The sequence below is a fragment of the Larkinella sp. genome, from assembly GCF_965227735.1.
Taxonomy (GTDB): domain Bacteria; phylum Bacteroidota; class Bacteroidia; order Cytophagales; family Spirosomataceae; genus Larkinella.
In genome coordinates, this window is record NZ_OZ245776.1 from 4762007 (window position 1) to 4785598 (window position 23592).

General features: G+C 54.0%; 20 protein-coding genes. 16 read left to right on the plus strand and 4 right to left on the minus strand.

The genetic code is table 11. The features are described 5' to 3' along the window. The first annotated feature begins 231 nt into the window (after nt 1-231). The 7 genes from ACO064_RS18660 to ACO064_RS18690 all read left to right on the plus strand — a co-directional run bounded on the left by ACO064_RS18660 (nt 232) and on the right by ACO064_RS18690 (nt 10404). Entirely contained in the window at nt 232-1236 is a 1005-nt protein-coding gene (locus tag ACO064_RS18660) for an NAD(P)/FAD-dependent oxidoreductase (RefSeq protein WP_421828743.1), read from the plus strand. A 7-nt stretch (nt 1237-1243) separates the two neighbouring features. Beyond that, nucleotides 1244-1558, plus strand: a complete 315-nt coding sequence (locus ACO064_RS18665; RefSeq protein WP_421828744.1) for a 2Fe-2S iron-sulfur cluster-binding protein — start codon at nt 1244-1246, stop codon at nt 1556-1558. Between the two features lie 113 nt (nt 1559-1671). Continuing rightward, nucleotides 1672-4833 carry a two-component regulator propeller domain-containing protein gene (locus ACO064_RS18670; RefSeq protein ID WP_421828745.1) on the plus strand — a complete coding sequence of 1054 codons (3162 nt, stop codon included), beginning with the start codon at nt 1672-1674 and terminating at the stop codon, nt 4831-4833. A gap of 77 nt (nt 4834-4910) precedes the next feature. After that, nucleotides 4911-7226 (plus strand): family 20 glycosylhydrolase, encoded by a 2316-nt coding sequence (locus tag ACO064_RS18675; protein WP_421828746.1) that lies wholly within the window; start codon nt 4911-4913, stop codon nt 7224-7226. 122 nt (nt 7227-7348) lie between these two features. Then, entirely contained in the window at nt 7349-8260 is a 912-nt protein-coding gene (locus tag ACO064_RS18680) for a DUF1338 domain-containing protein (protein ID WP_421828747.1), read from the plus strand. Between the two features lie 94 nt (nt 8261-8354). Further along, a complete protein-coding gene (locus ACO064_RS18685; protein ID WP_421828748.1) occupies nt 8355-9362 on the plus strand; it encodes an alkaline phosphatase D family protein in 1008 nt (335 codons plus the stop codon). A gap of 25 nt (nt 9363-9387) precedes the next feature. Further along, the gene (locus tag ACO064_RS18690; protein WP_421828749.1) at nt 9388-10404 is read left to right on the plus strand and encodes an alkaline phosphatase D family protein; all 1017 of its coding nucleotides are present in this window, start codon (nt 9388-9390) and stop codon (nt 10402-10404) included. 21 nt (nt 10405-10425) lie between these two features. On the opposite strand, the gene ACO064_RS18695 is transcribed toward ACO064_RS18690, so the two are convergent. Further along, on the minus strand, nt 10426-11682 hold the full coding sequence (locus tag ACO064_RS18695) for a ComEC/Rec2 family competence protein (RefSeq protein WP_421828750.1): 1257 nt from the start codon (nt 11680-11682) through the stop codon (nt 10426-10428). A gap of 378 nt (nt 11683-12060) precedes the next feature. Between ACO064_RS18695 and ACO064_RS18700 the strand changes: the two genes are divergently transcribed. The 4 genes from ACO064_RS18700 to ACO064_RS18715 are packed head-to-tail and all read left to right on the plus strand — an operon-like array spanning nt 12061 to nt 14804. Beyond that, entirely contained in the window at nt 12061-12654 is a 594-nt protein-coding gene (locus tag ACO064_RS18700) for a hypothetical protein (RefSeq protein ID WP_421828751.1), read from the plus strand. Beyond that, nucleotides 12651-13076 (plus strand): DUF2846 domain-containing protein, encoded by a 426-nt coding sequence (locus tag ACO064_RS18705; protein WP_421828752.1) that lies wholly within the window; start codon nt 12651-12653, stop codon nt 13074-13076. The genes ACO064_RS18700 and ACO064_RS18705 overlap by 4 nt, the downstream gene beginning before the upstream one ends. A gap of 12 nt (nt 13077-13088) precedes the next feature. Further along, entirely contained in the window at nt 13089-14114 is a 1026-nt protein-coding gene (locus ACO064_RS18710) for a sensor histidine kinase (protein WP_421828753.1), read from the plus strand. Nucleotides 14115-14120: 6 nt separating this feature from the next. Further along, nucleotides 14121-14804 carry a LytR/AlgR family response regulator transcription factor gene (locus ACO064_RS18715; protein WP_421828754.1) on the plus strand — a complete coding sequence of 228 codons (684 nt, stop codon included), beginning with the start codon at nt 14121-14123 and terminating at the stop codon, nt 14802-14804. A 99-nt stretch (nt 14805-14903) separates the two neighbouring features. Here the strand turns inward: ACO064_RS18715 and ACO064_RS18720 are convergent, their stop codons facing one another. Next, nucleotides 14904-15722 carry a glycoside hydrolase family 16 protein gene (locus ACO064_RS18720; RefSeq protein WP_421828755.1) on the minus strand — a complete coding sequence of 273 codons (819 nt, stop codon included), beginning with the start codon at nt 15720-15722 and terminating at the stop codon, nt 14904-14906. Nucleotides 15723-16026: 304 nt separating this feature from the next. Between ACO064_RS18720 and ACO064_RS18725 the strand changes: the two genes are divergently transcribed. Genes ACO064_RS18725 through ACO064_RS18735 form a run of 3 tightly spaced genes read left to right on the plus strand, consistent with a single transcriptional unit; the run spans nt 16027 to nt 19328 of the window. Continuing rightward, a complete protein-coding gene (locus ACO064_RS18725) occupies nt 16027-18300 on the plus strand; it encodes an ATP-binding protein (protein WP_421828756.1) in 2274 nt (757 codons plus the stop codon). A 12-nt stretch (nt 18301-18312) separates the two neighbouring features. Continuing rightward, on the plus strand, nt 18313-18741 hold the full coding sequence (locus ACO064_RS18730; protein WP_421828757.1) for a response regulator: 429 nt from the start codon (nt 18313-18315) through the stop codon (nt 18739-18741). Beyond that, nucleotides 18738-19328 (plus strand): biliverdin-producing heme oxygenase, encoded by a 591-nt coding sequence (locus ACO064_RS18735; protein WP_421828758.1) that lies wholly within the window; start codon nt 18738-18740, stop codon nt 19326-19328. The genes ACO064_RS18730 and ACO064_RS18735 overlap by 4 nt, the downstream gene beginning before the upstream one ends. Here the strand turns inward: ACO064_RS18735 and ACO064_RS18740 are convergent. Continuing rightward, the gene (locus ACO064_RS18740; protein WP_421828759.1) at nt 19325-20464 is read right to left on the minus strand and encodes a sensor histidine kinase; all 1140 of its coding nucleotides are present in this window, start codon (nt 20462-20464) and stop codon (nt 19325-19327) included. The two genes, ACO064_RS18735 and ACO064_RS18740, sit on opposite strands and share 4 nt — an antisense overlap. Before the next feature lie 260 nt (nt 20465-20724). On the opposite strand from ACO064_RS18740, the gene ACO064_RS18745 reads away from it, so the two are divergent. Continuing rightward, nucleotides 20725-21063 (plus strand): cupin domain-containing protein, encoded by a 339-nt coding sequence (locus tag ACO064_RS18745; RefSeq protein ID WP_421828760.1) that lies wholly within the window; start codon nt 20725-20727, stop codon nt 21061-21063. A gap of 58 nt (nt 21064-21121) precedes the next feature. Here ACO064_RS18745 and ACO064_RS18750 read toward each other — a convergent pair whose 3' ends face one another. Beyond that, nucleotides 21122-22135 carry a PDDEXK nuclease domain-containing protein gene (locus ACO064_RS18750; RefSeq protein ID WP_421828761.1) on the minus strand — a complete coding sequence of 338 codons (1014 nt, stop codon included), beginning with the start codon at nt 22133-22135 and terminating at the stop codon, nt 21122-21124. A 209-nt stretch (nt 22136-22344) separates the two neighbouring features. Between ACO064_RS18750 and ACO064_RS18755 the strand changes: the two genes are divergently transcribed. Beyond that, nucleotides 22345-23586: an MFS transporter gene (locus ACO064_RS18755; RefSeq protein WP_421828762.1), complete on the plus strand. Its 1242-nt coding sequence runs from the start codon at nt 22345-22347 to the stop codon at nt 23584-23586. The last annotated feature ends 6 nt before the right edge of the window (nt 23587-23592 follow it).

Sequence of the window (23592 nt, forward strand, 5' to 3'; positions counted from 1 at the left end):
GCCCTGCGGAAGCTGGTCGAGATTTGCAATCTCGACCCACTCTGTCGCGGATTTGCAATCCGCAGTCTGTTAAATCTGACGGTTAGGAATTGGCTAAACTTCTTATGACCGTGTTTCTAGGACTGCGGATTGCAAATCCGCGACAGAGTACGTCAGGATTGCAAATCCTGACGAGCATCAGAGCATTAGCACCATTTCAAATCCTGACGAGCAAACACACAAACAAATACCATGATCACGACAGACATTTGCATCATTGGCGCGGGTCCCGTAGGGCTGTTCGCCGTTTTTGAAGCCGGTTTACTGAAAATGCGATGCCACCTCATCGACGCCCTGCCGCAGGTAGGCGGGCAGTTATCCGAAATCTACCCCCAGAAACCGATCTATGACATTCCCGGCTTTCCCGACGTCAAAGCGCAGGAACTGGTGGATAACCTGATGGAACAGATCAATCCGTTTCACCCGACGTTCACGCTGGGCGAACGGGTGGAAAATCTGGAACGCCAGGCCGACGGATCGTTTTTCATTACCACCAACGAGCAAACCGTGGTGCATTGCCAGGTGGTGGTGATTGCGGGCGGTTTAGGCTGTTTCGAACCCCGCAAACCCGAAATCGTAGGGCTGGAAGCGTTTGAAGGGAAAGGCGTTTCATACATGGTCAAGAACCCGGAACTGTTGCGCGACCGGCGGGTGGTGCTGGCGGGCGGGGGCGATTCGGCCCTCGACTGGACGGTTTTTCTGGCCAACATCGCTAGAGAAGTGACCCTGATTCACCGCAGCGACAGCTTTCGGGGCGCCCCCGATTCGGCCGAAAAAGTGTTCGAGCTTGCCAGCGAAGGGCGGATTAACCTGATCCTGCAATCCAACATCACCCGTATTTCCGGCAACGGTCATTTGCAGGAGATCACCATCACGGGCAAAGACAAAACCGTAACGACACGCGCCACCGACCACCTGATTCCGCTCTTTGGCCTGACACCCAAACTCGGCCCCATCGCCGACTGGGGACTCCAGATCGACAAATCAGCCATTCAGGTCGACACCACGGATTATGCCACCAACGTGGAACGGATTTACGCCATCGGCGACATCAATACCTACCCCGGCAAGCTGAAACTGATTCTGTGCGGTTTTCACGAAGCCGCCCTGATGTGTCAGAGCGCGTTCAAATACGTGTACCCCAGTCAAAAATTAAGTTTCAAATACACCACCGTCAACGGATTACCAACTTTTTAGTATTACCATGATCCACATCACCATTGAAGACCAGAACGGCGCACAGCAGCCGATCGAAATACCGGAAGGCATCAGCCTGAGCCTGATGGAAGTGCTGAAAGCCTCCGAATATCCTATTTTGGCCACCTGCGGGGGCATGGCTCTGTGCGCCACCTGCCACGTCGCCGTCCTGGAAGGTACCGACAACTTGCCGCCGGTCAACGATGCGGAAGGCGACCTGCTGGATACGCTGCCCGACGCGGATTCCGACAGTCGGCTGGCGTGCCAGTTGCGCGTCGACGAGACGATAGACGGGGCGGTTTTCCGGCTGCTGGCTGCGTAGCTTTCCGATGGGGGAAATAGGCTCAAATGATGCATTTTAGTATTATTTTTGCGTCATTTGAAAACCGGTACAACAAACCAGCGTTTTCGCCCACCGACCCCTTTCTTTTTTCAATGATTACCCTACGACGCCCGGCGTTTCTAGTAACCTTCTGGTTGTTGTTTACGCAGGTTCTGGCCCAGTCACCCACGCTGTCGTTTCAACGCTTATCGCTGCGCCAGGGGTTGGCCACGAATTATGTCAGTGCCATTACACAGGATGATCTCGGATTTATCTGGATCGGAACAGTCAGGGGCCTGACGCGGTTCGACGGGTTGCGCTGCACCAGTTATGGCCCTCAATTCGGTAATCCGCAGTCACTTCCACACCGTACTGTCCGTTGTGTGTTTAAGGCCCGGGACGGTATTCTCTGGGTAGGAACCCAGAAAGGATTGGCCCGGCTTGACCCCCAGACGCAGTCGTTCAGGCGGTATTCGTTCAAATCATTGGGCGAGGGCTGCAACCTGATTCGGACCGCCGTTCAAACGGCCAACGGCCTGTTGTGGTTTGGCACCAGCGGTGGGGTGGTGACCTTTGACCCGGCAACCGGAAAATCCCGGTTGCTGACCATGCCGTCCGACTCTACCGAACGACCAACGGCAAACTTTATCCGCCAGTTAATACTCGATGGCCCAACGGTCTGGATCGCCACGCAAGCCGGTCTTTATGCCTACAGCCCGGCTACGCAACAATTCCGCCGGTTTCGTCATGACGCATCCGTGGCCACCTCCCTGCCCGATGATCATATTGCTTCGATGACCCGGCACCCCCGTTCGGGCGCCTTGTATGTCGGAACCCGAAAGGGGCAGATTGCCATCCTGAATCCGGCTACGGGCCAGTTCCGATCCCTGCCAATCGGGGTCAACCAGAGTATCGCATCGCTATTGATTACCCAGGAAGGCAATCTGTGGGCTGCGGTCGCCGGTGAAGGGTTATACCGGTACGATGTCTCCAAAAACCGGTTTCTGGGATATAAGAATGACGAAAATAACCCCCGAAGCCTGGTTTCCAATTCCCTGCGCGCGTTGTTCGAAGACCGATCCGGGATTATCTGGGTTGGTTCCGATGATGCCGGGCTGAGTTGGTTCAACCCCAAAATTGATAAGTTCCGCTCGCTCTACGACGATGTGGGGTACAGTCCGGCCTCATCCCTGGGCCTGGACGCTACGTCGCTATCGTTCGACCGGAGCGACCGGCTTTGGGTTGCCTCGCGCGATGGGCTGGTCATGATCGATCCGCAGAAACTGTCCTACCGGATTTACAAGCATGACCCGAAAAATTCGACCAGCATCGGAAATGACCTGACTTACAATGTGTTGGCCGACCGGGATGGCAAAATCTGGGTGGGTCACTTTACGGGTTTGAGTCGGCTGGATACGGCCACGCACCAGTTCGAGCAAATTCGTTGTTTGCCCACGGCCGACAACCTGGCCAATTATCCGCCTTTCGATCCGAACCGACGCGATTTTGTGGCCGGTAGTCAGGTGTTTTACAGCACACAGGCTCCGGATGGCCGGATTTTTATCGGCACAAACGAAAAATTGACCATTTACGACCCCCGAACCCGCTCGTTCCTCAACCGGTTCAACGACGAACGCATCCGGAAATTACCCGGCAAAAACTACAATACGCTTTATATCGACCGCTTTAACAACCTCTGGGTAGGAGGGTTTGGGCCGGTTTATAAGATCAGCCCGGATCTAAAACTGCTGGATGAATATGTGCATGATCAAAACGATCCGCACAGCCTACCCGATGATGGTGTAACGGATTTTGCCGAGGATGAAACCGGAAAGCTCTGGATCAGTACGGACAATGGTCTGGCCCGGCTCAACGAACAAACCAAACGCTTCGAGGTCTTTACTACCCGGCACGGCCTGCCCAACAGCGACATTGCCGCCCTGCGACTGACCGGCGATACGCTCTGGATCAGCACTTCCAACGGGGTTGCCGTCACCGATATTCGCCAGCTTCGTTTTATTCCTTTCGATGAAGCTGACGGCCTGCCGATGACCGAATTTGAGTCGGGGTCGAGCGAGCGTGATTTGAAAGGGCGGCTCTATTTCGGGGCCATGCGGGGGCTCGTCTACATTCAGCCCGGCCGGGTTCGGATCAATCGGTTTGTTCCGCCGGTGTATCTGACCTCCTTCAAAGTCAACGGGCGGGAGTATTTGCGGAACGTTTCGGCCAATCCGCCGGACATCGTTCTCGATTACGACCAGAATCAGTTCAGTTTTGACATTGCGGCCCTGAACTTCGACAATCCTGGTGCCAACCGGTATGCCTACCGGCTCGAAGACTTCGAGGAACGCTGGAACCAGACCGGAAACCGCCCGTTTGCCAGCTACACCAATGTGCCGTCCGGCGACTACGTGCTGCACGTCATTGCGGCCAACAACGATGGCATCTGGAACCGGGAAGGCTACCGGCTGCGGGTGACGATCCGGACGCCCTTCTGGGAAGCCTGGTGGTTTCGGCTTTCGGCCCTTGGTGCGCTCATTGCCCTCGTGGTTTTCATTGCCCAGTGGCGCAACCGCCGGGTGGCGAGGGAGCAACAGGAGAAAAGCGAACTGCGGGAACGGATTGCCACCTCGGAAATGAAGGCCCTGCGGTCGCAGATGAATCCCCACTTCCTGTATAATTCGCTGAATGCCGTCCGGCTTTTTGTGCTCCAGAACGACAGTGACAATGCGGATAAGTATCTGGTCAAATTCGCCCGGCTGATGCGGCTGATTCTCGGCAATTCGCGGCAGGAATGGGTGACTTTGGCCAGCGAAACCGAACAGCTTCAACTGTATCTGGAACTGGAACAACTGCGGTTTGGCCATCAGTTCGACTTTTCAATTGAAACCGACCCGTCGCTGGACCAGGAGCGGGTTTCGATTCCGCCGATGATTATCCAGCCCTACATCGAAAACGCGATTCTGCACGGCATGGCCCACAAAAAAAGCCGGGGTTTCATCCGGGTTTGCATCAAACCCGTCGGCGAACACCTGGAGTGCATGGTGGACGACGATGGCGTGGGCCGCCAAAAAGCCGCATCCCTCAAAAGCCACGCGGCCTCGTCGCACCAGAGCGTCGGTCTGAAAGTGACGGAGGAACGGCTGCAACTGATTCAGCAACGCAGCGGAAAAGAAGCGGGAGCGAAAATCATCGACAAACGGAATGGCGACGGCGAACCCGCCGGAACGCAGGTCGTGATTCGACTGCCGCTGACGCTTCAGGAACCCGTTTGAGCCGTTCGCTATGAATCTGGAAGGTGGAAATCCCTTTTTGCCTACCTTTGATTTTTGCCAACCACCGTCCGTCTTTCATGAAACACCTTGTTGCCTTCCTGGTCTGTTTTACGCTATCGTTTTCCCTGATTGCCCAATCCGACAACGCTTACAACCTGCTTCCCTTTCCGGCCCAGTTTGCGGGTAGCGACGGCCACTTTACGGTTTCGGCCGCTACGCGCATCGTCATTGCCGCCAAAGACGCCGGGCAGCGGGCAGCCGCCCAAACGCTGGCTGGTCAACTGAAAACCGCCAGCGGTTTTCCGGTTGCGGTGGCGTCGGCAACACCCGCGCTGGCGAAAGGAAAGCACATTGTTTTTCAGGCGCATAAAGCCGGTCGCTGTGGCCCGGAAGGCTATGTTCTGAACGTAAAACCGGAACGGATTGTGGTGGAAGCCGAAACGCCCAAAGGCTATTTCTACGCCGTTCAAACCTTGCTTCAGCTTCTGCCAACGGCGGTTTTCAGCCCTGCGAAAGTCGACAACGTGGCCTGGACCATTCCGGCCTGCCAGCTACTCGACCGGCCCCGCTACGGCTACCGGGGGCTGATGCTCGATGTCAGTCGCCATTTCATGCCGGTGTCGTTTGTCAAACGGTTTATCGACCTGATGGCGATGCACAAACTCAACACCTTCCACTGGCATTTGACCGACGACCAGGGCTGGCGGATTGAGATTAAAAAATACCCCAAACTGACGCAGGTGGGTTCCAAACGCCGGGAGACCGTCGTGGGCCATAATGCTCAGAACTACCCGTTTCAGTATGACGGAAAAGAATACGGCGGTTTTTATACGCAGGAACAAATTAAGGAGGTGGTTCGGTATGCGACCGCCCGGCACGTGACGATTGTTCCCGAAATTGAAATGCCGGGTCACGCGCTGGCGGCTCTGGCTTCGTATCCCGAATTTTCGTGCGATGCGGCCAAAAAATATGAGGTGGCCACGCGCTGGGGCATTTTCAAGGACGTTTACTGCCCCAACGAGCCCACGTTCACCTTCTTGCAGAATGTGTTGACGGAAGTCATGGCGCTGTTTCCCGGTAAATATATTCACATCGGCGGGGACGAATGCCCGAAAGATGCCTGGAAAGCCAGTGCATTCTGTCAGGATCTGATCAAAAAACTGAAACTCAAAGACGAACACGAGCTGCAGAGTTACTTTATTCAGCGCATCGAGAAGTTTGTGAACTCGAAAGGCCGGGCCATCATTGGCTGGGACGAAATTCTGGAAGGTGGTCTGGCTCCCAACGCAACGGTGATGAGCTGGCGCGGGACGGAAGGCGGGATTGAGGCCGCCAAACAGAAGCATAACGTGGTGATGACGCCCGGCGAATTCTGCTATCTGGATCAATACCAGGGCAATCCGGCGCAGGAACCGCTGGCGGGGGGCGGGTATTTGCCGATCGAAAAAGTGTACAGCTACGAGCCGACGCCCAACGAACTGACGCCCGACCAGCAAAAATACATTCTGGGGGTGCAGGGCAACGTCTGGACCGAATACATTCCAACGACGCAGCACGTAGAATACATGGTTTTTCCGCGGGCGTCGGCGCTGGCCGAAATCAGCTGGATGCCGAAGGGGCCGCGCAATTTCGAGGATTTTGCGATGCGCCTGAAAGAACACCTGAAACGGTTGTCGTATCTGAATGTCAACTATTCCAAACGACTGCTCGATGTGCGGGCCGTGACGCAGTTTACCGACGCCGACCAGTTGCAGGTTCGGTTGGAAAAACTTGATTCCGACAGCAAGGTGTATTACACGACCAACGGCAAACAGCCGTCCGCGACCTCGACCGAATACACGATGCCGATTGCGCTGAAAAAAACGACGACGATCAAAGCCATGACAACCGCCGGAGCGCGGTTTGAGGAAACGTTTTACATCCACCGGGCGAAAGGGAAACCGTATACCTATGCCAATACCGCGGCCGAAAAAGCCGACCCGACGAAGAAAAAGCTGACCGATGGGCAGGTGGCCCAAAGCCCCCGCAACAAGTCGGAATGGGTGAGCGTAACCGGCGAGGATCTGGAGGTGACGATCGATCTCGGCGAGGTGCGGCCCGTCACCAAAGTGTCGGCCAACTTTTTGAAGCGCATTTCGTACAACGATTTTCCACCTTCTGCTGTCGAAATCGGTTTATCGCAGGACGGCACGACCTACAAGGATGCGATCAGCCAGCCGGTCAAATATCCGCTTGAAGGATCGTGGGGTATGTTGCCGGTGGTGGCCGATTTCAAAACCGCCCGGGCGCGGTATGTGCGCATCAAAGCCAAAAATGCGGGGGCGGCTCCGGCGGGTTTGCCGAGGGAAGGTTTGCCGACGGCGGTGTCCGTGGATGAAGTGGTGGTGGAGTAACAAAATTGGTATCTTTGATAAAGCTTAACCCCTCAATCCCCTAAAGGGGACTTGGACGACCCTACTACGGATGCGAAAGTCCTCTTTAGGGGATTGAGGGGTAATTAAAAACCAATGACAACATGACCACTCCATCCCATAAACTCAAAACCCTCGACGCCGTCCTCGACGGGCTGATGAGCCGGTATCGGGAACGCGTTCCCGACGTGTTGAAAATCGTCGATGCGCTGATTGACGAAAACGTGATTCAGACCGTCGATGCTATTGAAAATGACCACATTGCGTTCCGGACGATGGGGGTGCCGAGCCTCGGAATCCAGTCGTTCGAAAAGATCTTTCTGCACTACGGCTACGAAAAACGCGAACCGTATGACTTTAAGGAAAAGAAACTGAACGCCTGGTGGTACAGCCCGCCAAAACCGCATTATCCGCGCATTTTTGTGAGTGAACTGCGGGTGCGGGATTTGTCGGACGAAGCCCAGCATGTCATTTACAAGTATACGGATACCGTCGTTTTCGATCCGGTCGATGCGCTGGATCTGGACGATGCCAGGGCCGTCGATCAGTTTCTGCACCAGCCCCTCTGGCAGATTCCCACCCTCGACGACTACCGGACGTTGCTGAACGAAAGCGAATATGCCGCCTGGGTGATTTATAACCGCTATTACCTCAACCACTTCACGATCAGTGTGCACAACCTGAAACCGGGTTACAACACCATTCAGGACTTTGTCGCTTTTCTGGAACGGCGCGGGATTAAGCTCAACACGGCGGGTGGTACAATCAAAACTAGCCCGGATGAAGGGCTGTTGCAGGCGTCGACCGTTGCCCAGATGATCGACGCGGAATTTGCCGACGGCAAGACCCACCGCATTGCCGGTTCCTACGTCGAATTTGCCGAACGCCGGGTGTTGCCCGAATTCCGGCACCTGCCCGCCGACCAGATCCGGCGCGAACACCGGCGCGACGGTTTTGAAGCCGGTAATGCCGACAAGATTTTTGAGAGTACGTTTACCTCGCAGACTGGCAAGTAGCCAGCCATCTTCTTTCATTAACAAACTGTAAAGTTGATTCGGAAACGAATCAACTTTTTTACATTTACAGGAATTATCGACCCAAACCTTCTGTATGAAAAAAATAGTTTTACTTGGCCTGCTGTTCTGGACGGGATGCCGCACCCCGAAAACCGAAACGGCGGCTTCCGCCACTCAAAAGCCTGTCACCACGATTGCCTTCGGTTCGTGCAGCGACCAGAAACGGCCCCAACCGCTCTGGGATGACATTGTGGCTCAAAAACCGGACGTCTGGATCTGGCTGGGCGACAACATCTATGGCGATTCGGAAAGCATGGATACGCTGAAAGCCAAATACGACCGGCAGAAATCCAACCCGGTTTACGGACAGTTGCGGCAATCCACCAAAATCATTGGCGTTTGGGACGACCACGATTACGGTGTGAACGACGGCGGCAAGGAGTATCCGCGCCGGAAGGAGAGCCAGCAGTTGATGCTGGATTTTCTGGACGTTCCCGCCAGCAACCCTTTGCGCAAGCAGGAAGGGGCTTATTCCTCGCACGTCTACGGGCCGAAAGGACAACGGGTGAAGGTGATTCTGCTCGATGGCCGGTATTTCCGCGATCCGTTGAAGAAAGTCAACAAAGTCAACACGCCCGACCCGTCCGGGGATATTCTGGGCGAGACGCAATGGCAGTGGCTGGAGCGGCAACTGACGAAATCCGACGCCGATGTCCACATCATTGGGTGTGGGATTCAGTTTCTGGCCAACGACCATACGTCCGAAAAATGGGGCAATTTCCCCACCGCCCGGCAACGGTTTTTTGATCTGTTGAGCAAAACGAAACCGAAAGGGGCGATGCTGATCAGTGGCGACCGACACATTGCCGAAATATCCAAAATCAGCCTGCCGGGACTCGGCTACGATCTGTATGACATCACCAGCAGCGGTTTGACGCACACGTCCAAACCCTACGAACAACCGAATGCGTATCGGGTCGGCAAAATGGCGTTCGACCTGAATTACGGCTTGTTTTCCATCGACTGGGCCAGAAAAACAGCGACGGTTCGGGTGAACGGCGACAACCAGGCGACGTATCTGACGCAGGAAATTCCCTTTTGATACAGCTTCCTGATTTCTCAACGGTATGAAAACTATTTTTTTCCTGGGACTGATTGGCTGCACGCTCTGGACGGGATGCCGCACTCCGAAAACCGAAACGGCAGCTTCGATCAGTCAGCAACCCGTCACCACGATTGCCTTTGGTTCGTGCAGCGACCAGAAGCGGCCAACGCCCCTGTGGGATGACATTGTAGCTCAAAAACCGGACGTCTGGATCTGGCTGGGCGACAACATCTACGGGGATTCGGAAAATCTGGATACGCTGAAGGCCAAATACGACCGGCAGAAATCCAACCCGGTTTACGGACAGTTGCGGCAATCCACCAAAATCATTGGCGTTTGGGACGACCACGATTACGGCGTCAACGACGGCGGCAAGGAGTATCCGCGCCGGAAAGAAAGCCAGCAGTTGATGCTGGATTTTCTGGACGTTCCCGCCAGCAGCCCTTTGCGCAAGCAGGAAGGGGCTTATTCCTCGCACATCTACGGGCCGAAAGGACAACGGGTGAAGGTGATTCTGCTCGATGGCCGGTATTTCCGCGATCCGTTGAAGAAAGTCAACAAAGTCAACACGCCCGACCCGTCCGGGGATATTCTGGGCGAGACGCAATGGCAGTGGCTGGAGCGGCAACTGACGAAATCCGACGCCGATGTCCACATCATTGGATGCGGGATTCAGTTTCTGGCCAATGAACACATTTACGAAAAATGGGGGAACTACCCCACCGCCCGGCAGCGGTTTTTCGATCTGTTGAGCAAAACGAAGCCGAAAGGGGCGATGCTGATCAGTGGTGACCGGCACATCGCAGAAGTGTCGAAAATCACGGTTCCGGGCCTGGGCTATGATCTCTACGACATCACCAGCAGTGGCCTGACGCACACCTCCAAACCCCGTGAAGAGCCGAATGCGCTGCGGGTTGGGAAAGTGGTTTTCGACCTGAACTACGGTTTATTTTCCATCGACTGGGCCAGAAAAACGGCGATGGTTCGGGTGAACGGCGACAACCAGGCGACGTATCTGACGCAGGAAATTCCTTTCTGACGGTTCTTTCCGACGTAAAAATTACCGCGACTGATACGGGCCGTGAATGGCTCTCACCCGGAACGATTCGTCGGTATCTTCCAGAATGATGACGCGGTAGGTGTCTCCGCCCGGATCGACCCTCACCAGCACATGCCCGGAATCGCTTTTCAGACGGTTCAGCATCTCGCCGATCACCAGCTTGTTGGCTTCCAGCATGTCGGTGGCAAATACGTCGCGGTCGCCAGCGTAGACCTGCTGCGAGTAAATCCGCGCCAGCACGTCGTGTCCCGGATGGTCGGACGACCAGACCGGAATCACCAGCACGCGGGGGCGCAGGCTACCCAGCAGAAAACCGTTCTGCGAATCACGATTGCCGTGGTGATCGAGCAGTTGCACTTCCACCGGCCCAACCGACCGCGCCACCGGCGTTTCGACATCGTGCCACATCGGCGCGCCGAATTGCAGGACGCCGGGAATGTCGCCCCCCGAAAAATAATCGAATTTGCCGTAGCTCAGCCGCAGCGCCATGCTGCACATGTTCTCGTTCGGATACTGATTGGGGGGCAACGATTTCAGTTCCGGGAAATGCTGTCGCGTGACCGACCCAACGCCCGTCCAGATCTCACCGTTGACGGCCAGATTCCGGATTTCAAACCGGTCCTTGTATTTCGCGGGTTGTTTCAACAACTGAATCTGGTCGTTGCGTCCGGCCTGCAACCGCTCCACTTTCAGCGCCTTGTTCTGCATTTGCCAGCTCAGAAACTGGCGGTAATTATTCACCAGCGGGTCCTGCTCGAAGGAGCGGGGATAGTTGTAATCCGGCCAGCCCCGGTCGATGAGGGTCCGAATGGGAATGTGTTCTCCGACTTCGGTAACCCCCGTAAGCAAATAACCGCCCGCCGATTTTTTGGAAGCCGACGACGGCGCGCCCATGTGGTCGTCGTGAAAATGGGTCATGATGGCGTAGTCGATGGCCGGATCGGGGCGAAAACTTTGGGCTTTGCGGGCGTAGCGGGCAATCCACTCCCCGGCATGGCGGTCGGCGTTGGGCCGGGCGGGGGTGTTGCGCGGACTCGTCGTTCGGGGGTCGGTCAGGTTCAGTTCCCCGGCGTCGATCAGGGCCGTGGTGCCATCGGGAAGAATCAAAAACGCCGAATTGCCGCGACCGGTATTGATCTGGTGAATGTCCAGATAGCCTTCCTGCCAGACCGGCAGCGGCTGGCCCACCGTCTGACCATAGCTGATCCAGGCATTTCCGAAAACGAACAGGCAGGCAAGTACATAAAACCGTTTCATAGGGGTAGAGGAATGGTCGAATCGTAAGCGGGCAAACTTAATCATTTCAATTTTACCGACGAATCGTTCGAAATGAAGATACTGTTAAGGTAGGAGTTCTCTGATCATAAACACATAGTTGAGCGGTTTGACCACAAACTTTGCATCATTACCCACACCCGTTTGGAAACGGAATTTTCTACCGGTTTTTTTGAAGTACACTATTTCAGGCAACCACCTATGAAACTCACTTTTTTAATCGCACTTCTGGCCGCTTCTCCGGTTTGGGGACAATCCGACGATTCCACGGCCGCCCCTGTCATTCCCGCCAAAAGCAATTTCAGATCCAGCTTGATCATGGAACCCGGGTTTGCGTATGCGGTAACTCATCTGCCCGCTATGCAGAGGTATTTTCGTGACAATCAGGTTAAAGTAGACAAGTCGTTGGACCGGATGGCACTGGCGGCTTTTGCCTATCGGCGACAACGTTTTAAAGTGACACTGCAAGCGTTTTTTGGGATTGACAAAAGCTTACTGCCGCCCGATAAAAAAGGCACATCCCTGTTTGCCCGGAGCCAGAGTGTCAGCGGTTTGACATTCCTACTGGGATACGATGTGGCCAATACGCGCAACAAACGGGTCTTCATCAATGCCGGTTTGGGCAGTATTAACTACGAATACAGCTTGTTTCGACCCAGCAGTCAGGTGGTTTCGTTTCAGAATATACTCCAATATACGCCACCCGCAAGTGTACCTTCTTTAAAACAGACCACCGGTTTCTGGGATGTGAATGTGGAGGTTGCGCAACGTGAAAAGCGGCCTAATACGTTTCAATGGGTTAGTCGGGTCGGTTACCGGCGCAGTTTTCAACGTACTCCCTGGCATTCTGAGGCTTATCAACTTGTGGATGCCCCGCAGGAACGCCTGGGTCAGTTCTATTTTCAGGTTGGGCTCTACATTTCCCGCAACTACATGGCGCGCCGTAAGCCATGAAAACGCTTCTTTTCAGTCTGCTGATGTCGGTTTTTGTGGCAAATGACAACCGGCAACCGATCCAAACCGAACCGGCGCAGTTGATTTTGTACCGCGAGAAAGAGTTCATTTCGGGATTGGGCAAAGCCTATGCCTTCAAAATAAACGATCAAAAAGTCGGCGAACTGTCGCCCAATCGGTATGTTCAACTGCCAGTAACGCCGGGCCGGATTAAAATTGAGTTCATCAGTGATTATTTTACCGATAGCCGACCGCTTTGGGTACGGGTGCAGGCGGGTCAGACCTATTACATCAAGGCGGTTGTGGAGGTCGATTTCCTAAGTTCCATGATGCTGATGGCGCCGGTCGATCCGCAACAGGCCCGGCAGGAATTGCGTCGAATGAAACCCGAAACCGCCCGGCCAGTCCGGCAGCCCGATTAAGGACACCCGTTTATGAACCGACGATTTGTATTTTTCCGGTCATCCCTGCTGCTGGCGGTTTCCCTGCTGGCCCTGCTCGTCTACTGGGGATGGCGGCTCTATCAGATCGTCTGGCCCCAGCGGGATCAGGAACTGCCCGATCTGGGCAGCCTGATTCGGTATCTGCTGGGCCTGCTTTTTTTGCTGCTCTGTATTGGGTTGCTGGCTTTTCTGAATTACCGGCTGGCTTTCCGGCGGTGGATGCATCAGGAAAAAAAACGGTCGTATTACTGGAGCTGGTTGTGCCTTTTTGCCTGGCTGCTCTTCGAAGCCCTACAGATTCGTACGGATCAGGAACCTGCCTTTGTGGACGAAAATATTCTGGTCACTGTATTGCTGGTGGGCTTCATGATCTTCTACGGTTTTATTGCCGATGTGCTGCAAACCCGGCGGCAACAGCAGCAGTTGATCCAGCAAAAAACGGAAGCCGAGCTAACGGCGTTAAAGGCCCAGATCAATCCCCATTTTTTGTTTAATGCGCTGAATACCATTTACAACGAAGCCCAGCAATCGGATAATGAATCGGTGGCGAACCTGATTGAACAGTTGTCCGGCATCCTGCGGTTTACCTTGCAGGACTCGACGTGCCCCACGATTTCCATCGAACAGGAATTTCAGTTTCTGGAAAAATACCTGGCCCTGCAACGCGCCCGGTTGCCGCACCTGGACACGTTGCATCTGCACACCCGGCTGGATTGGGACGGCCAACCGGCCCAACTGCCCCCCCTGTTGCTGATTCCGTTTGTCGAAAACATGTTTCAGTATGGTGTCAGTCTCATTCACCCAACGAAGCTGGAACTGGACGTGACGGTCGAAAACCGACAGCTCCAGTTGCGCGTTGTCAATACAATCGGAGCCACAGCCGGCACGAAAACCGGCTCCGGAACCGGCATTGCCAACGCCCGCAAGCGCCTGGCAATGCTCTATCCCAACCGGCATGAGTTGCAGATTTCGCAAACCGATCAGGCATTTGTCGTTACCTTACGCATTGATTTATAATCGCCTATGCTCCGAGCCATTGCCATCGATGACGAACCCGCAGCCCTGGAGGTCCTGAGCCGGTATGCCGAAAAAGTGCCGTTTCTGGAGCTGGTTCAACCTTTTCTGAATACGACCGATGCGCTGAACTTCCTGCACACCCAACGGGTTGATTTGATTTTTCTGGATATTCGAATGCCGGACCTGAGCGGGACGGATTTTGCCCAACTGATCGCTCCGCTCAACAAATCGATTGTTTTCACGACCGCCTACGCCGACTATGCCCTGGAGGGGTTTGCCCTGAATGCCCTCGATTATTTGCTGAAACCCATCGCCTTTAGCCGGTTTTTGCAGAGCTGCAACCGCGCCTACACGCAATATCTGCTGCAACGCGGGGAGCCTTCGAGCATTTTTGTGAAAGATGGCTACGACTGGGTGCGGGTGAATCTGAACGAAGTGCTCTACATCCATTCGGACACCAACTTGCTCTTCATTCACGAAGAAAACCGGCAGGTATCAACCCGCATGACGTTGTCGGAAATGATCGTAATGCTGCCCGGTGACCAGTTTATTCGGGTCCATAAATCGTATGTCGTGGCGTTGAAAGCCATCTGCAAACTGGAACGCCATCAGGTAACGGTGGGACAGGTTACCATTCCGCTGGCAGCTAGCTACCGGCAGGTGCTGGAGCAGCGTCTTTTGCGGAAGTGATGTATTGTTACACAGGGTTGATCAGAGAAAATCAGAGGTACACAGAGTTTTTCTCTGGTTAACCCTGGTGTCCTCTGATAAACCCCGCGATACAACCCCTCACTGTTGATAAACCCGCACATAATCCACTTCAAACCGTGCCGGGAATTTCGTTGCCGAAGGATCACCGCCGTTCTGACCGCCGATGGCGAGATTCAGGAGCATGTAGTGCGGCTGGTGAAACGGGTTTTTACCACTGCCGTCGCCGTTGATCGTGGTCGATAGTGCTACCGAGTTGAGCAACTGATCGTCGACGTACAGTTTGATAAAATCTTTATCCCAATCCATGCGCCAGGTGTGGAATTTTTCCGTCCACTTTGGGTCGGTGAAGTCGGTAATGGGTTTCTTCGTTGTGCGCCATTCCGCTTTCCACTTTTCATTCGTTCCCCAGGCAACATTCGCGAGCAGCATGTTCCGGTAATATTCCATGATGTCGATTTCGCCGTTGGCCGGCCACTCGCCCGACACGCCCAGCGTCCAGAACGCGGGCCAGAGCCCCGGCTGGGTGTCGATGCGTCCCCGCATTTCAAACCGGCCGTATTGCCACTGGTGCAACCCTCTGGTCAGCAGGCTGGAGGCCGTATACCGGATCGAATCGCGGCTGGTTTTCCAGTCGGTGCTGCCGGGCTGATAGCGTGGATTGGGGCGACTTTCCCGACGGCCTTCGATGATGAGCAAACCGTTTTCGCAGCGGGCATTGTCGGGCTGGTACCACTGGAGTTCGTTGTTGCGGACAAAACCGGTTTCGAACGCCCATTTCTTCGGATCGGGCGGGCCGGGGGTATTGAATTCATCGGCCCAGACCAGCTTCCATTCGGCGGCTGGTGGAGCGGGTGGCCTGGCAAATAGCCAGAGGAGCAGGCAAAAAGTCGGGGTCATAAACAATCCGGGTTGGAATAGAATGGTAAATGTAAAAGTTCGCGGCAGATTTGGAAAATAGGACTCAGAAATCATCGAAAACTGGCAGAATGGCTGGAATTCGGAACGACTATGCCTTGAATGCGCTGGCGTTGACGCAGTTGCCATCAATGCTTTTCTTTATTTTTAATCCGGTTTTTTAAACCCAAACTAAGTTTTTTGGGTTTTACTTGCTCGGATGCTCCCTCCTTTTTTACCTTTTACGTTTGCTTACAACCTCAGCTAAGACAGAATAAGGACCACACGGGTCTGTTAACCCTATAAAATGATTGTACCAACCGCCAACATAGCCCATTCAGAAATCAATTTGACCAACTGTGAAACAGAGCCTATTCACATTCCCGGTTATATCCAGGGCCACGGTTTTTTAGTGGCCATTTCGGCAAACGATTTTATCATTCGTTACTGTAGTGAGAATAGCAGCACATTTGTAAACCGGTCGGCAACCGATCTGCTGGGAAAACCGCTCGACGCCTTACTGACCGAAACCGACCTGCCGGTTGCAGCGCTGGTGGGAATTTTGAACGTGGGAAAACGGGAAAACGCCTGGTCGCGGATGAACCCGCACCGGTTTCGCATCAACGGGAAAGAATGGAACCTGATTGCCCACCAACACGATACCCTGATCATTCTGGAATGGGAATCGGCGGTGGCGGCCCACGCCAATTTTGAGCAACAATTGATTGCCGATGCGTTGACTGAAGTGCAATCCAACCGGACGTTGATTGAACTGATCCAGAATACTGCCCGGCGGGTGAAGCAGATCATCGGTTATGACCGTGTGATGGTTTACCGGTTTGCTGCCGACTGGCATGGTGAGGTGATTGCCGAAGAGAAGGAGTCGCACCTGGAATCGTATCTGGGCCTGCATTATCCGGCTTCGGACATTCCGCGGCAGGCTCGCGAATTGTACAAAACCAATCTGGTACGGATCATTGCCGACGTGAAAAGTACCCCTTCCCCCATTTTTTCGCTCCGTGACAGTGAGCAGGGAGAAGGACAGCCGCTGGACCTGACCCATTCGGTGTTGCGGGCGGTGTCGCCGATTCACATCGAGTATCTGAAAAATATGGGCGTGCAAGCCTCCATGAGCATTTCGCTGCTGTATCGCGGTGAACTGTGGGGGCTGATTTCCTGCCACCATTCGACGCCCCGGTTTGTCGATTTTCCGGCCCGGCAGGCGGCTAAATTTGTCAGTCAGTTGCTGTCGTCAGCTCTCGAATTCCGGAAGGATGAAGAAGATCAGTCACTTCTGTTTCAGATTCAGCAGAACGGGCAAATACTGAATAGCCAGATTCTGAAAGACTGGGATGTTGTGGTGGGGTTGACCCAACATCCGTTGACTGCCTTACACATTACCAGCGCTACGGGGGCAGTACTGGCGTTCGATAATTCGTTTTATTCTATGGGTAAAGTCCCTGGCGAATCGGCGGTAGCGGGGATCACAAACTGGTTAAAAACGCAGGAATTCGACACGGTTTTTGAAACCGACCGTCTGCCGGAGCTGTATTCACCGGCCGAAGCCTTTCGGGAAGTGGCTTCGGGGATGCTGGCCATTGCTCTATCGAAGGAACTGGATGAATATTTGCTCTGGTTCAAACCGGAGCAGATTCGGCAGGTGACCTGGGCGGGTAATCCGGATAAACCCGTAACGGTTTCGGAAAACGGCCGGCAGCATTTGCACCCGCGCAAGAGTTTCGAAGCGTGGTCGCAAACCGTTCGCAATACGTCCGAGCCCTGGCGGGATGCCGAACGATCGGTCGCCATCAAGTTGCGGGAAGATGTGCTGCAGGTGGTGGCCCGCAAAGCCAACGAAGTCCGGCAATTGAATGAACGGCTGCGGGTGGCCTACGAAGAACTGGATGCGTTCAGCTACACGGTTTCGCACGATTTGCGGACGCCCCTGTCGTCGATTCGCTGTTATTCCGAGATCATTCTGGAGGAACAGGGTGCCACGATGGACGACGATACGCGGGTGATGTTCCAGAAAATTCTGGACTCGACGGAACGGATGCGGTCTCTAATCCGGCATATTTTGTATTATTCCCGGATGGGACGCACCGAGTTGAATTTTAAACAACTCGACATGTCAAAAATGCTGGACGTGATTCGGGACGAAATTCTGATCACCGAAAAGAATAAAAACCGGAATGTTCGCATTGAATTTGGTGCGATGCCGTCGATTTACGGTGATCCAACGATGGTAAATCAGGTGTTTACGAATCTGATTTCCAATGCCGCCAAATACACCCAGCGCGCCCCGGAAGCGGTGGTTCGGGTGGAAGGCCGGGAAACCGGCGACGAAGTAACGTATACCGTGAAAGACAATGGGATTGGTTTTGATATGAAGCATGCCGCTAAAATGTTTGACCTTTTCAAGCGTTTGGAAAATGCGGCCAGCTTTGAAGGAACCGGGGTCGGTCTGGCCATTGTCAAACGGATCATCAACCGGCACCGCGGAAAAATATGGTTTCACAGCGAACCGAATCGCGAAACCGTTTTTTCCGTCTCTTTTCCCAGGGAGCAGCAGACTCCGTAAACTTGTACGACGATGTTAGATCTATTGTATGTTGAAGATAATCCGGACGATGCCGACGTTTTTGGTCGGGTGATCCGGAAAATGGAGAAAACGATCTCCTACAAAGTGATCAATGTGGGTTCCGAAGCCCTCGATTACCTGAGTGCTGAAGGAAAATACGAAGCCGAAACGGCCCCCCTGCCCAAGTTGCTGCTGCTCGACCTGGATTTGTCGGAATACAGCGGTTTTGACATCATTCAGAGAGCGCGGTCACTGGCCCGGACGCGGCTGTTACCGATTGTGGTTTTCAGCACTTCCGACAACCCGCAGGACATCAGCCAGTCTTTTCAACTGGGCGCCAATGCCTATGTCGTCAAACCCGGCACGTACCAATCGATTGGGCAGTTGTTGCGTCGGTTGTGCGACTTCTGGCTGATCGATAACAATGTGGTAAACGCATGATGACGTTAGCGGAGCGACTGCGGCACGAAACCCGTGCTTTTCATGAACAAACGGAAGCCTTGCTCTACACTGAACCCTTGCGAACCGGTGCGCTGAATCCGGAACAGTATCGGCATTTGCTGCGGGCGCATTGGACGTTTCACCAGGCACTGGAAGCCGCCATCGATCAACATGCTGCTTTTTTTCAGTCTTATGATCAGGACGATCGCCGGAAAACGCCCTGGCTGGAAGCGGATCTGGCCGAGTTGAACGTTTCATTGCCAGACACCAGAACGGATTTGTTTCGCCACTGGTCGCCCGTTGACTTGCTGGGTGCGGCTTATGTGGGTGAAGGCTCGATGTTGGGGGGGAAAGCGGTGATGCATTATTTACAAAAAAGCCCGGAATTGCAGCCTCTGCTCACAAATGCCCGGTTTTATCGGGGCTACGGTGTTGCAGCCCTGAACAAATGGAAGGCGTTTGGGGAAATTTTAGCCGCTCAGAAGGAGGAAGACTACGATCGAATTATTGAAGCGGCTCAGCGGGCGTTTTTAGCGTACCACGACATTTTCAGACACACACAACCGCAGCATCAGACCGTAGCTTAATCATTTTTGCCATATACCGGCAGAAACACTTTGAAGGTGGCACCCTTGCCAATCTGGCTGGTGACGTCGATGGCTCCGCCGTGAATTTCGGCAACCTTTTTACAGACCGCCAACCCGATGCCCGTACCGCTGTAGGCTGAGCGGCTTTCCAGACGCTGGAAAGGTTGGAAAATCCGGGACTTGTATTTCTCGTCAAAACCGATTCCGTTATCCGCCACTTCGACCAGCAGAAAGAGCCGCTGCGACTGGCTCCGCAGTTCTTCCGGCAGGTCTTCGGGTTCGGGATAGCGGGCATTGATCTGGATCTCCGGTTTCTGATCGGCTCTCTGAAATTTGATGGCATTGGCCACCAGATTCTGGAACAACTGCCGCAGGCGTAGCGGATTGCCCAGCAAATTAGGCAACGAAGCCACCTTGACGGTTGCTTTTTTCTCCAAAATCGACACTTCCAGATCACCCAGCACTTCCTTGATCAGCCGCGCCAGCGAGATGTTTTCAAACGGTTCGGTTTGGGTCGACAGGCGCGAATACGTCAGCAGATCGCGCACCAGCACCTGCATCCGTTTGGCCGAATTCTGAATCCGGCGGACAAGGTCCACTTCGCCATCGGCCAGACTATCCGCAAACTGACTTTGCAGCACATCGCCAAAGGCCTGTAGTTTACGCAGCGGTTCCTGCAAATCGTGGGATGCGATGTAGGCAAACTGCTCCAGATTTTCGTTGGAATTCCGGATCTGGTGGATGGTGGCTTCCAGTTGGTGTTGGATGCGCTTGTTTTCGGTGATATCCAGAAACGTAACCCGAAGGTCATTGCCAAACCGGTCGGCCACCACCGTCAGCCAGCGGTCCATGCCGTCGCTGTTGTAGTGGTGTTCGAGTTTAAGGGGTTCATCCTGGGTGAGCGCCCGGCAATAATGGTCGAAAATACCGTTGGTTTTGTAGGTCGGAAACCACCGGCTGTGGAGTTCGCCGAGGAGGGCGGAGGGCTCCTGATCGACGAAGGTCGCCAGTTTTTTATTGACAATGATAAACCGGAAGTCCGTTACTTCGCCCTGATCGTTTCGAACCGGTTGCAGCAGGAATAAGGCCGACTGGGCGCTGTCCATCAACGCGCGCAATCGGGAAATTTCGGTCACTAAGGGGTCTTGAGTTGAATCCTGGGGCGGTTTATCCATTTCCAATCAGCCCAATCAGGGGCTGGTATATCCGGTTTAATCAACTAAGATAAACGGTTAATTGTTGATTTTTTCGCCTGAAAAGCGAAAATCTATCGTTAGGTCTTTCCCGAAAACCGGGCAACTGGCCCCGTATTTAGGTTATTCTTCCATTCAGGGCGGTTGGTATGGCGTATTCTGGTACTTTTGCCGGGAAAGTTTCACCTAAAAACCAGCCCCGGATGTCAACGCTCGATCCTCTTTTTATCAACGATGAAAACCGGCCCTGGGAAGACGTCGGGCCGGGTGTTCGGCGCAAAATCATGGCGTATGATGCCAACCTGATGCTGGTGAAAGTAGCCTTTGAAGCGGGCGGAGTTGGCGCCATTCACCACCATTACCACACCCAGATGAGCTACGTCGAAAGCGGGCGGTTTGCCATCACGATTGCCGGCGAAACCCGCGAACTGAAAACCGGGGACGTTTACCACCTGCCACCGGATGTCCCCCACGGTGCCGTGGCGCTGGAAGCCGGTATCCTCGTCGATGTGTTTACGCCGATGCGGGAGGATTTTGTGTAATTCACGCAACTACTCTTCCCTGATTTTCTTCGAAAACTACGTTTTTTGGCAAATTCAGTCAGGCCTGATCGGTACTGGATTGATTAGAAAGATAGAATTCGACTAGCTTGGCTTCGAGAAGGTGCTTGTCGGGCAATTGTCGGGTATAGTCAGCGACCAGTGTAGGGGAGAGGGTTCGGCTGAGGGCATATTCAACGACCGCCTGGTCGCTGCTGGCGCAAAGCAATACACCGATGCTGGGATTTTCGTGGGGTTTGCGTACATCGCGGTCCAGGGCTTCCAGATAGAAATTGAGTTTCCCCAGATATTCCGGCTCAAACGGCCCGGCTTTCAGTTCAAAAGCGACCAAGCACTGCAAATCGCGGTGGTAAAACAGCAGATCGAGCCGGAAATCGCGCATACCCACCTGCACGGGATATTCTTCGCCCATAAACGTAAAATCATGGCCCAATTCGAGCAAAAAGCGTTTCATGTTATGGATCAAAGCCCGTTGCAGGTCGCGTTCAGTGTGACGCTCGGGCAAATCAAGAAATTCAAATACGTATTGATCCCGGAAAACTCCCTCGCCCAACGAGTCGCGAGCCTGTTCCTGTAATTGGGTCTTCACTGCGGACACATTGGGTGAAAGCATGACCCGTTCATAGACACCTGCCGCAATCTGGCGTTCGAGTTCGCGCTTGCTGTATCGTTCCTGTACGGCAAGGCGTAAGTAAAATTCTCGCTCCTGCGAGGTTTTGCACTGGGCAAGAATGATGAGATTATTTGTCCAACTTAATTGTCTCACCACTGGTGAGACAATTTCAGAAGCATCGTGATATGCTTCGTAAAACTGCCGCATTCGGTATAATCCCTGGCGACTAAATCCCTTTAAATCCGGGTGTTTTTCTTGCAAGTAAGTGGCTAATTGCTTAACGGTAGCATCGCCCCATTCGCTGGTTTCTACTTTTCGACTGATATAGGCTCCGACATTCCAATACAGGTCGATCAGTTCCCGGTTCACATGGGCTATCGCTCGCTGCCGGGCCTGTTGAATCAGCGTAAGTATTTCAGCAAAGTGGGGAATTGGATTCATTGTTAAAATTTGGAGAGTTCAGCGGGGTGGAAAGACCAATTGGAGGTCCAAAAAGACTGCCAAAGTTATGAGTTTACGATCCGAAAATTCCTAATCAACGGGTTATTAATCGTTTCCGATTTCACGAGTTTTCGAACAACCTTTATATTCACTACAATCCTGTCTAGTAATTCACTATTTTGAGACCGGATTTCACCACGGCCCTCCTCATGAATTACCGTTCCCGGGTACTCTCGTTTTTATTTGCGCTTTCCACCATTACCTACATCGACCGAACCTGCATCTCACTGGTTGCGTCGGACATCAAGAGTGACTTAAAGATCGGAAACGATCAGTGGGGCTGGATTCTGAGTGCCTTCGCGCTTTCCTACGCCCTTTTTGAACTGCCAACCGGTGCCCTCGGCGACCGGCTGGGACCCCGGCGGGTGTTGACGCGGGTGGTGGGCTGGTGGTCGGTTTTCACGGCACTCACCGGCACCGCCACAAGCTGGCTCTACCTGGTCATTGTGCGGTTTTTGTTCGGTGCGGGCGAAGCCGGGGCCTATCCCAATGCCTCCATCGTGGTTTCCCGCTGGTTTCCGCGGCAGGAAACCGGTCGGGCGCAGGCCTATATCTGGGCCGCTGGTCGCGTGGGCGGAATGTTGGCGCCCTGGATCGTGGTGCCGGTGGCCACGCACTTCGGCTGGCGCGCTTCGTTCTACGCGATGGGCTTGCTGGGTCTGGTCTGGGCGGTTTGCTGGTACATCTGGTTTCGCGATTTTCCGAACGAAAAGAGGGAAATCACCGCCGACGAACTCACCCACATCGAAGAAAACCGGCGGTTTCGGGTTTCCAGCCACCACATTCCCTGGCGGGCGGTTTTGCGGAGTCAGAACATGTGGGCCATCATGCTGATGTTCCATTTTTACATGTATGGCGCGTATTTCTTCACCGGCTGGCTGCCCACCTACCTCAAGGAAGGGCGGCATTTCGATAAAGAACACATGCAGCTTTTTTCGACCCTGCCCTTTTTTCTGGGGGCCATCGGCTGCTTCACGGGCGGTTATTTGAGCGACTGGCTCTCCAAACGCTACGGGTTAAAAGTCGGTCGGCGGGTGGTGGGCATCGTGGGGTTAGGGCTTTCGGCGGTGATGATCCTGCTCTCGGCACTGACGAAAGACAACCAAACGGCCGCCATTTTCCTGTCGATGGGCATGGGTTTCAAGGACTTGACCCTTCCGGTTTCGTTTGCGGTTTGCAACGATGTAGGACGCAGTCAGTCGGGCATGGTGTCGGGCGCGATGAATACGGTCGGGCAGTTGGGGGCGGTTTTTCTGGGCGTGTTGTTCGGCTACATCGTCAACCTCACCGGCGATTTCAACCTTCCGCTGTTTCTGATTGCGTTCCTGTTGTTGTGCAGTTGCCTGCTCTGGCTCCGCATCGACCCGACGGAGGAAGTGGTTTTAACGTAACCCTGA

Coding starts and splice junctions, on each gene's coding strand:
- ACO064_RS18660 (WP_421828743.1), top strand. CDS start 232: ATGATCACGACAGACATTTGCATCATTGGCGCGGGTCCCGTAGGGCTG.
- ACO064_RS18665 (WP_421828744.1), top strand. CDS start 1,244: ATGATCCACATCACCATTGAAGACCAGAACGGCGCACAGCAGCCGATC.
- ACO064_RS18670 (WP_421828745.1), top strand. CDS start 1,672: ATGATTACCCTACGACGCCCGGCGTTTCTAGTAACCTTCTGGTTGTTG.
- ACO064_RS18675 (WP_421828746.1), top strand. CDS start 4,911: ATGAAACACCTTGTTGCCTTCCTGGTCTGTTTTACGCTATCGTTTTCC.
- ACO064_RS18680 (WP_421828747.1), top strand. CDS start 7,349: ATGACCACTCCATCCCATAAACTCAAAACCCTCGACGCCGTCCTCGAC.
- ACO064_RS18685 (WP_421828748.1), top strand. CDS start 8,355: ATGAAAAAAATAGTTTTACTTGGCCTGCTGTTCTGGACGGGATGCCGC.
- ACO064_RS18690 (WP_421828749.1), top strand. CDS start 9,388: ATGAAAACTATTTTTTTCCTGGGACTGATTGGCTGCACGCTCTGGACG.
- ACO064_RS18695 (WP_421828750.1), bottom strand. CDS start 11,682: ATGAAACGGTTTTATGTACTTGCCTGCCTGTTCGTTTTCGGAAATGCC.
- ACO064_RS18700 (WP_421828751.1), top strand. CDS start 12,061: ATGCAGAGGTATTTTCGTGACAATCAGGTTAAAGTAGACAAGTCGTTG.
- ACO064_RS18705 (WP_421828752.1), top strand. CDS start 12,651: ATGAAAACGCTTCTTTTCAGTCTGCTGATGTCGGTTTTTGTGGCAAAT.
- ACO064_RS18710 (WP_421828753.1), top strand. CDS start 13,089: ATGAACCGACGATTTGTATTTTTCCGGTCATCCCTGCTGCTGGCGGTT.
- ACO064_RS18715 (WP_421828754.1), top strand. CDS start 14,121: ATGCTCCGAGCCATTGCCATCGATGACGAACCCGCAGCCCTGGAGGTC.
- ACO064_RS18720 (WP_421828755.1), bottom strand. CDS start 15,722: ATGACCCCGACTTTTTGCCTGCTCCTCTGGCTATTTGCCAGGCCACCC.
- ACO064_RS18725 (WP_421828756.1), top strand. CDS start 16,027: ATGATTGTACCAACCGCCAACATAGCCCATTCAGAAATCAATTTGACC.
- ACO064_RS18730 (WP_421828757.1), top strand. CDS start 18,313: ATGTTAGATCTATTGTATGTTGAAGATAATCCGGACGATGCCGACGTT.
- ACO064_RS18735 (WP_421828758.1), top strand. CDS start 18,738: ATGATGACGTTAGCGGAGCGACTGCGGCACGAAACCCGTGCTTTTCAT.
- ACO064_RS18745 (WP_421828760.1), top strand. CDS start 20,725: ATGTCAACGCTCGATCCTCTTTTTATCAACGATGAAAACCGGCCCTGG.
- ACO064_RS18750 (WP_421828761.1), bottom strand. CDS start 22,135: ATGAATCCAATTCCCCACTTTGCTGAAATACTTACGCTGATTCAACAG.
- ACO064_RS18755 (WP_421828762.1), top strand. CDS start 22,345: ATGAATTACCGTTCCCGGGTACTCTCGTTTTTATTTGCGCTTTCCACC.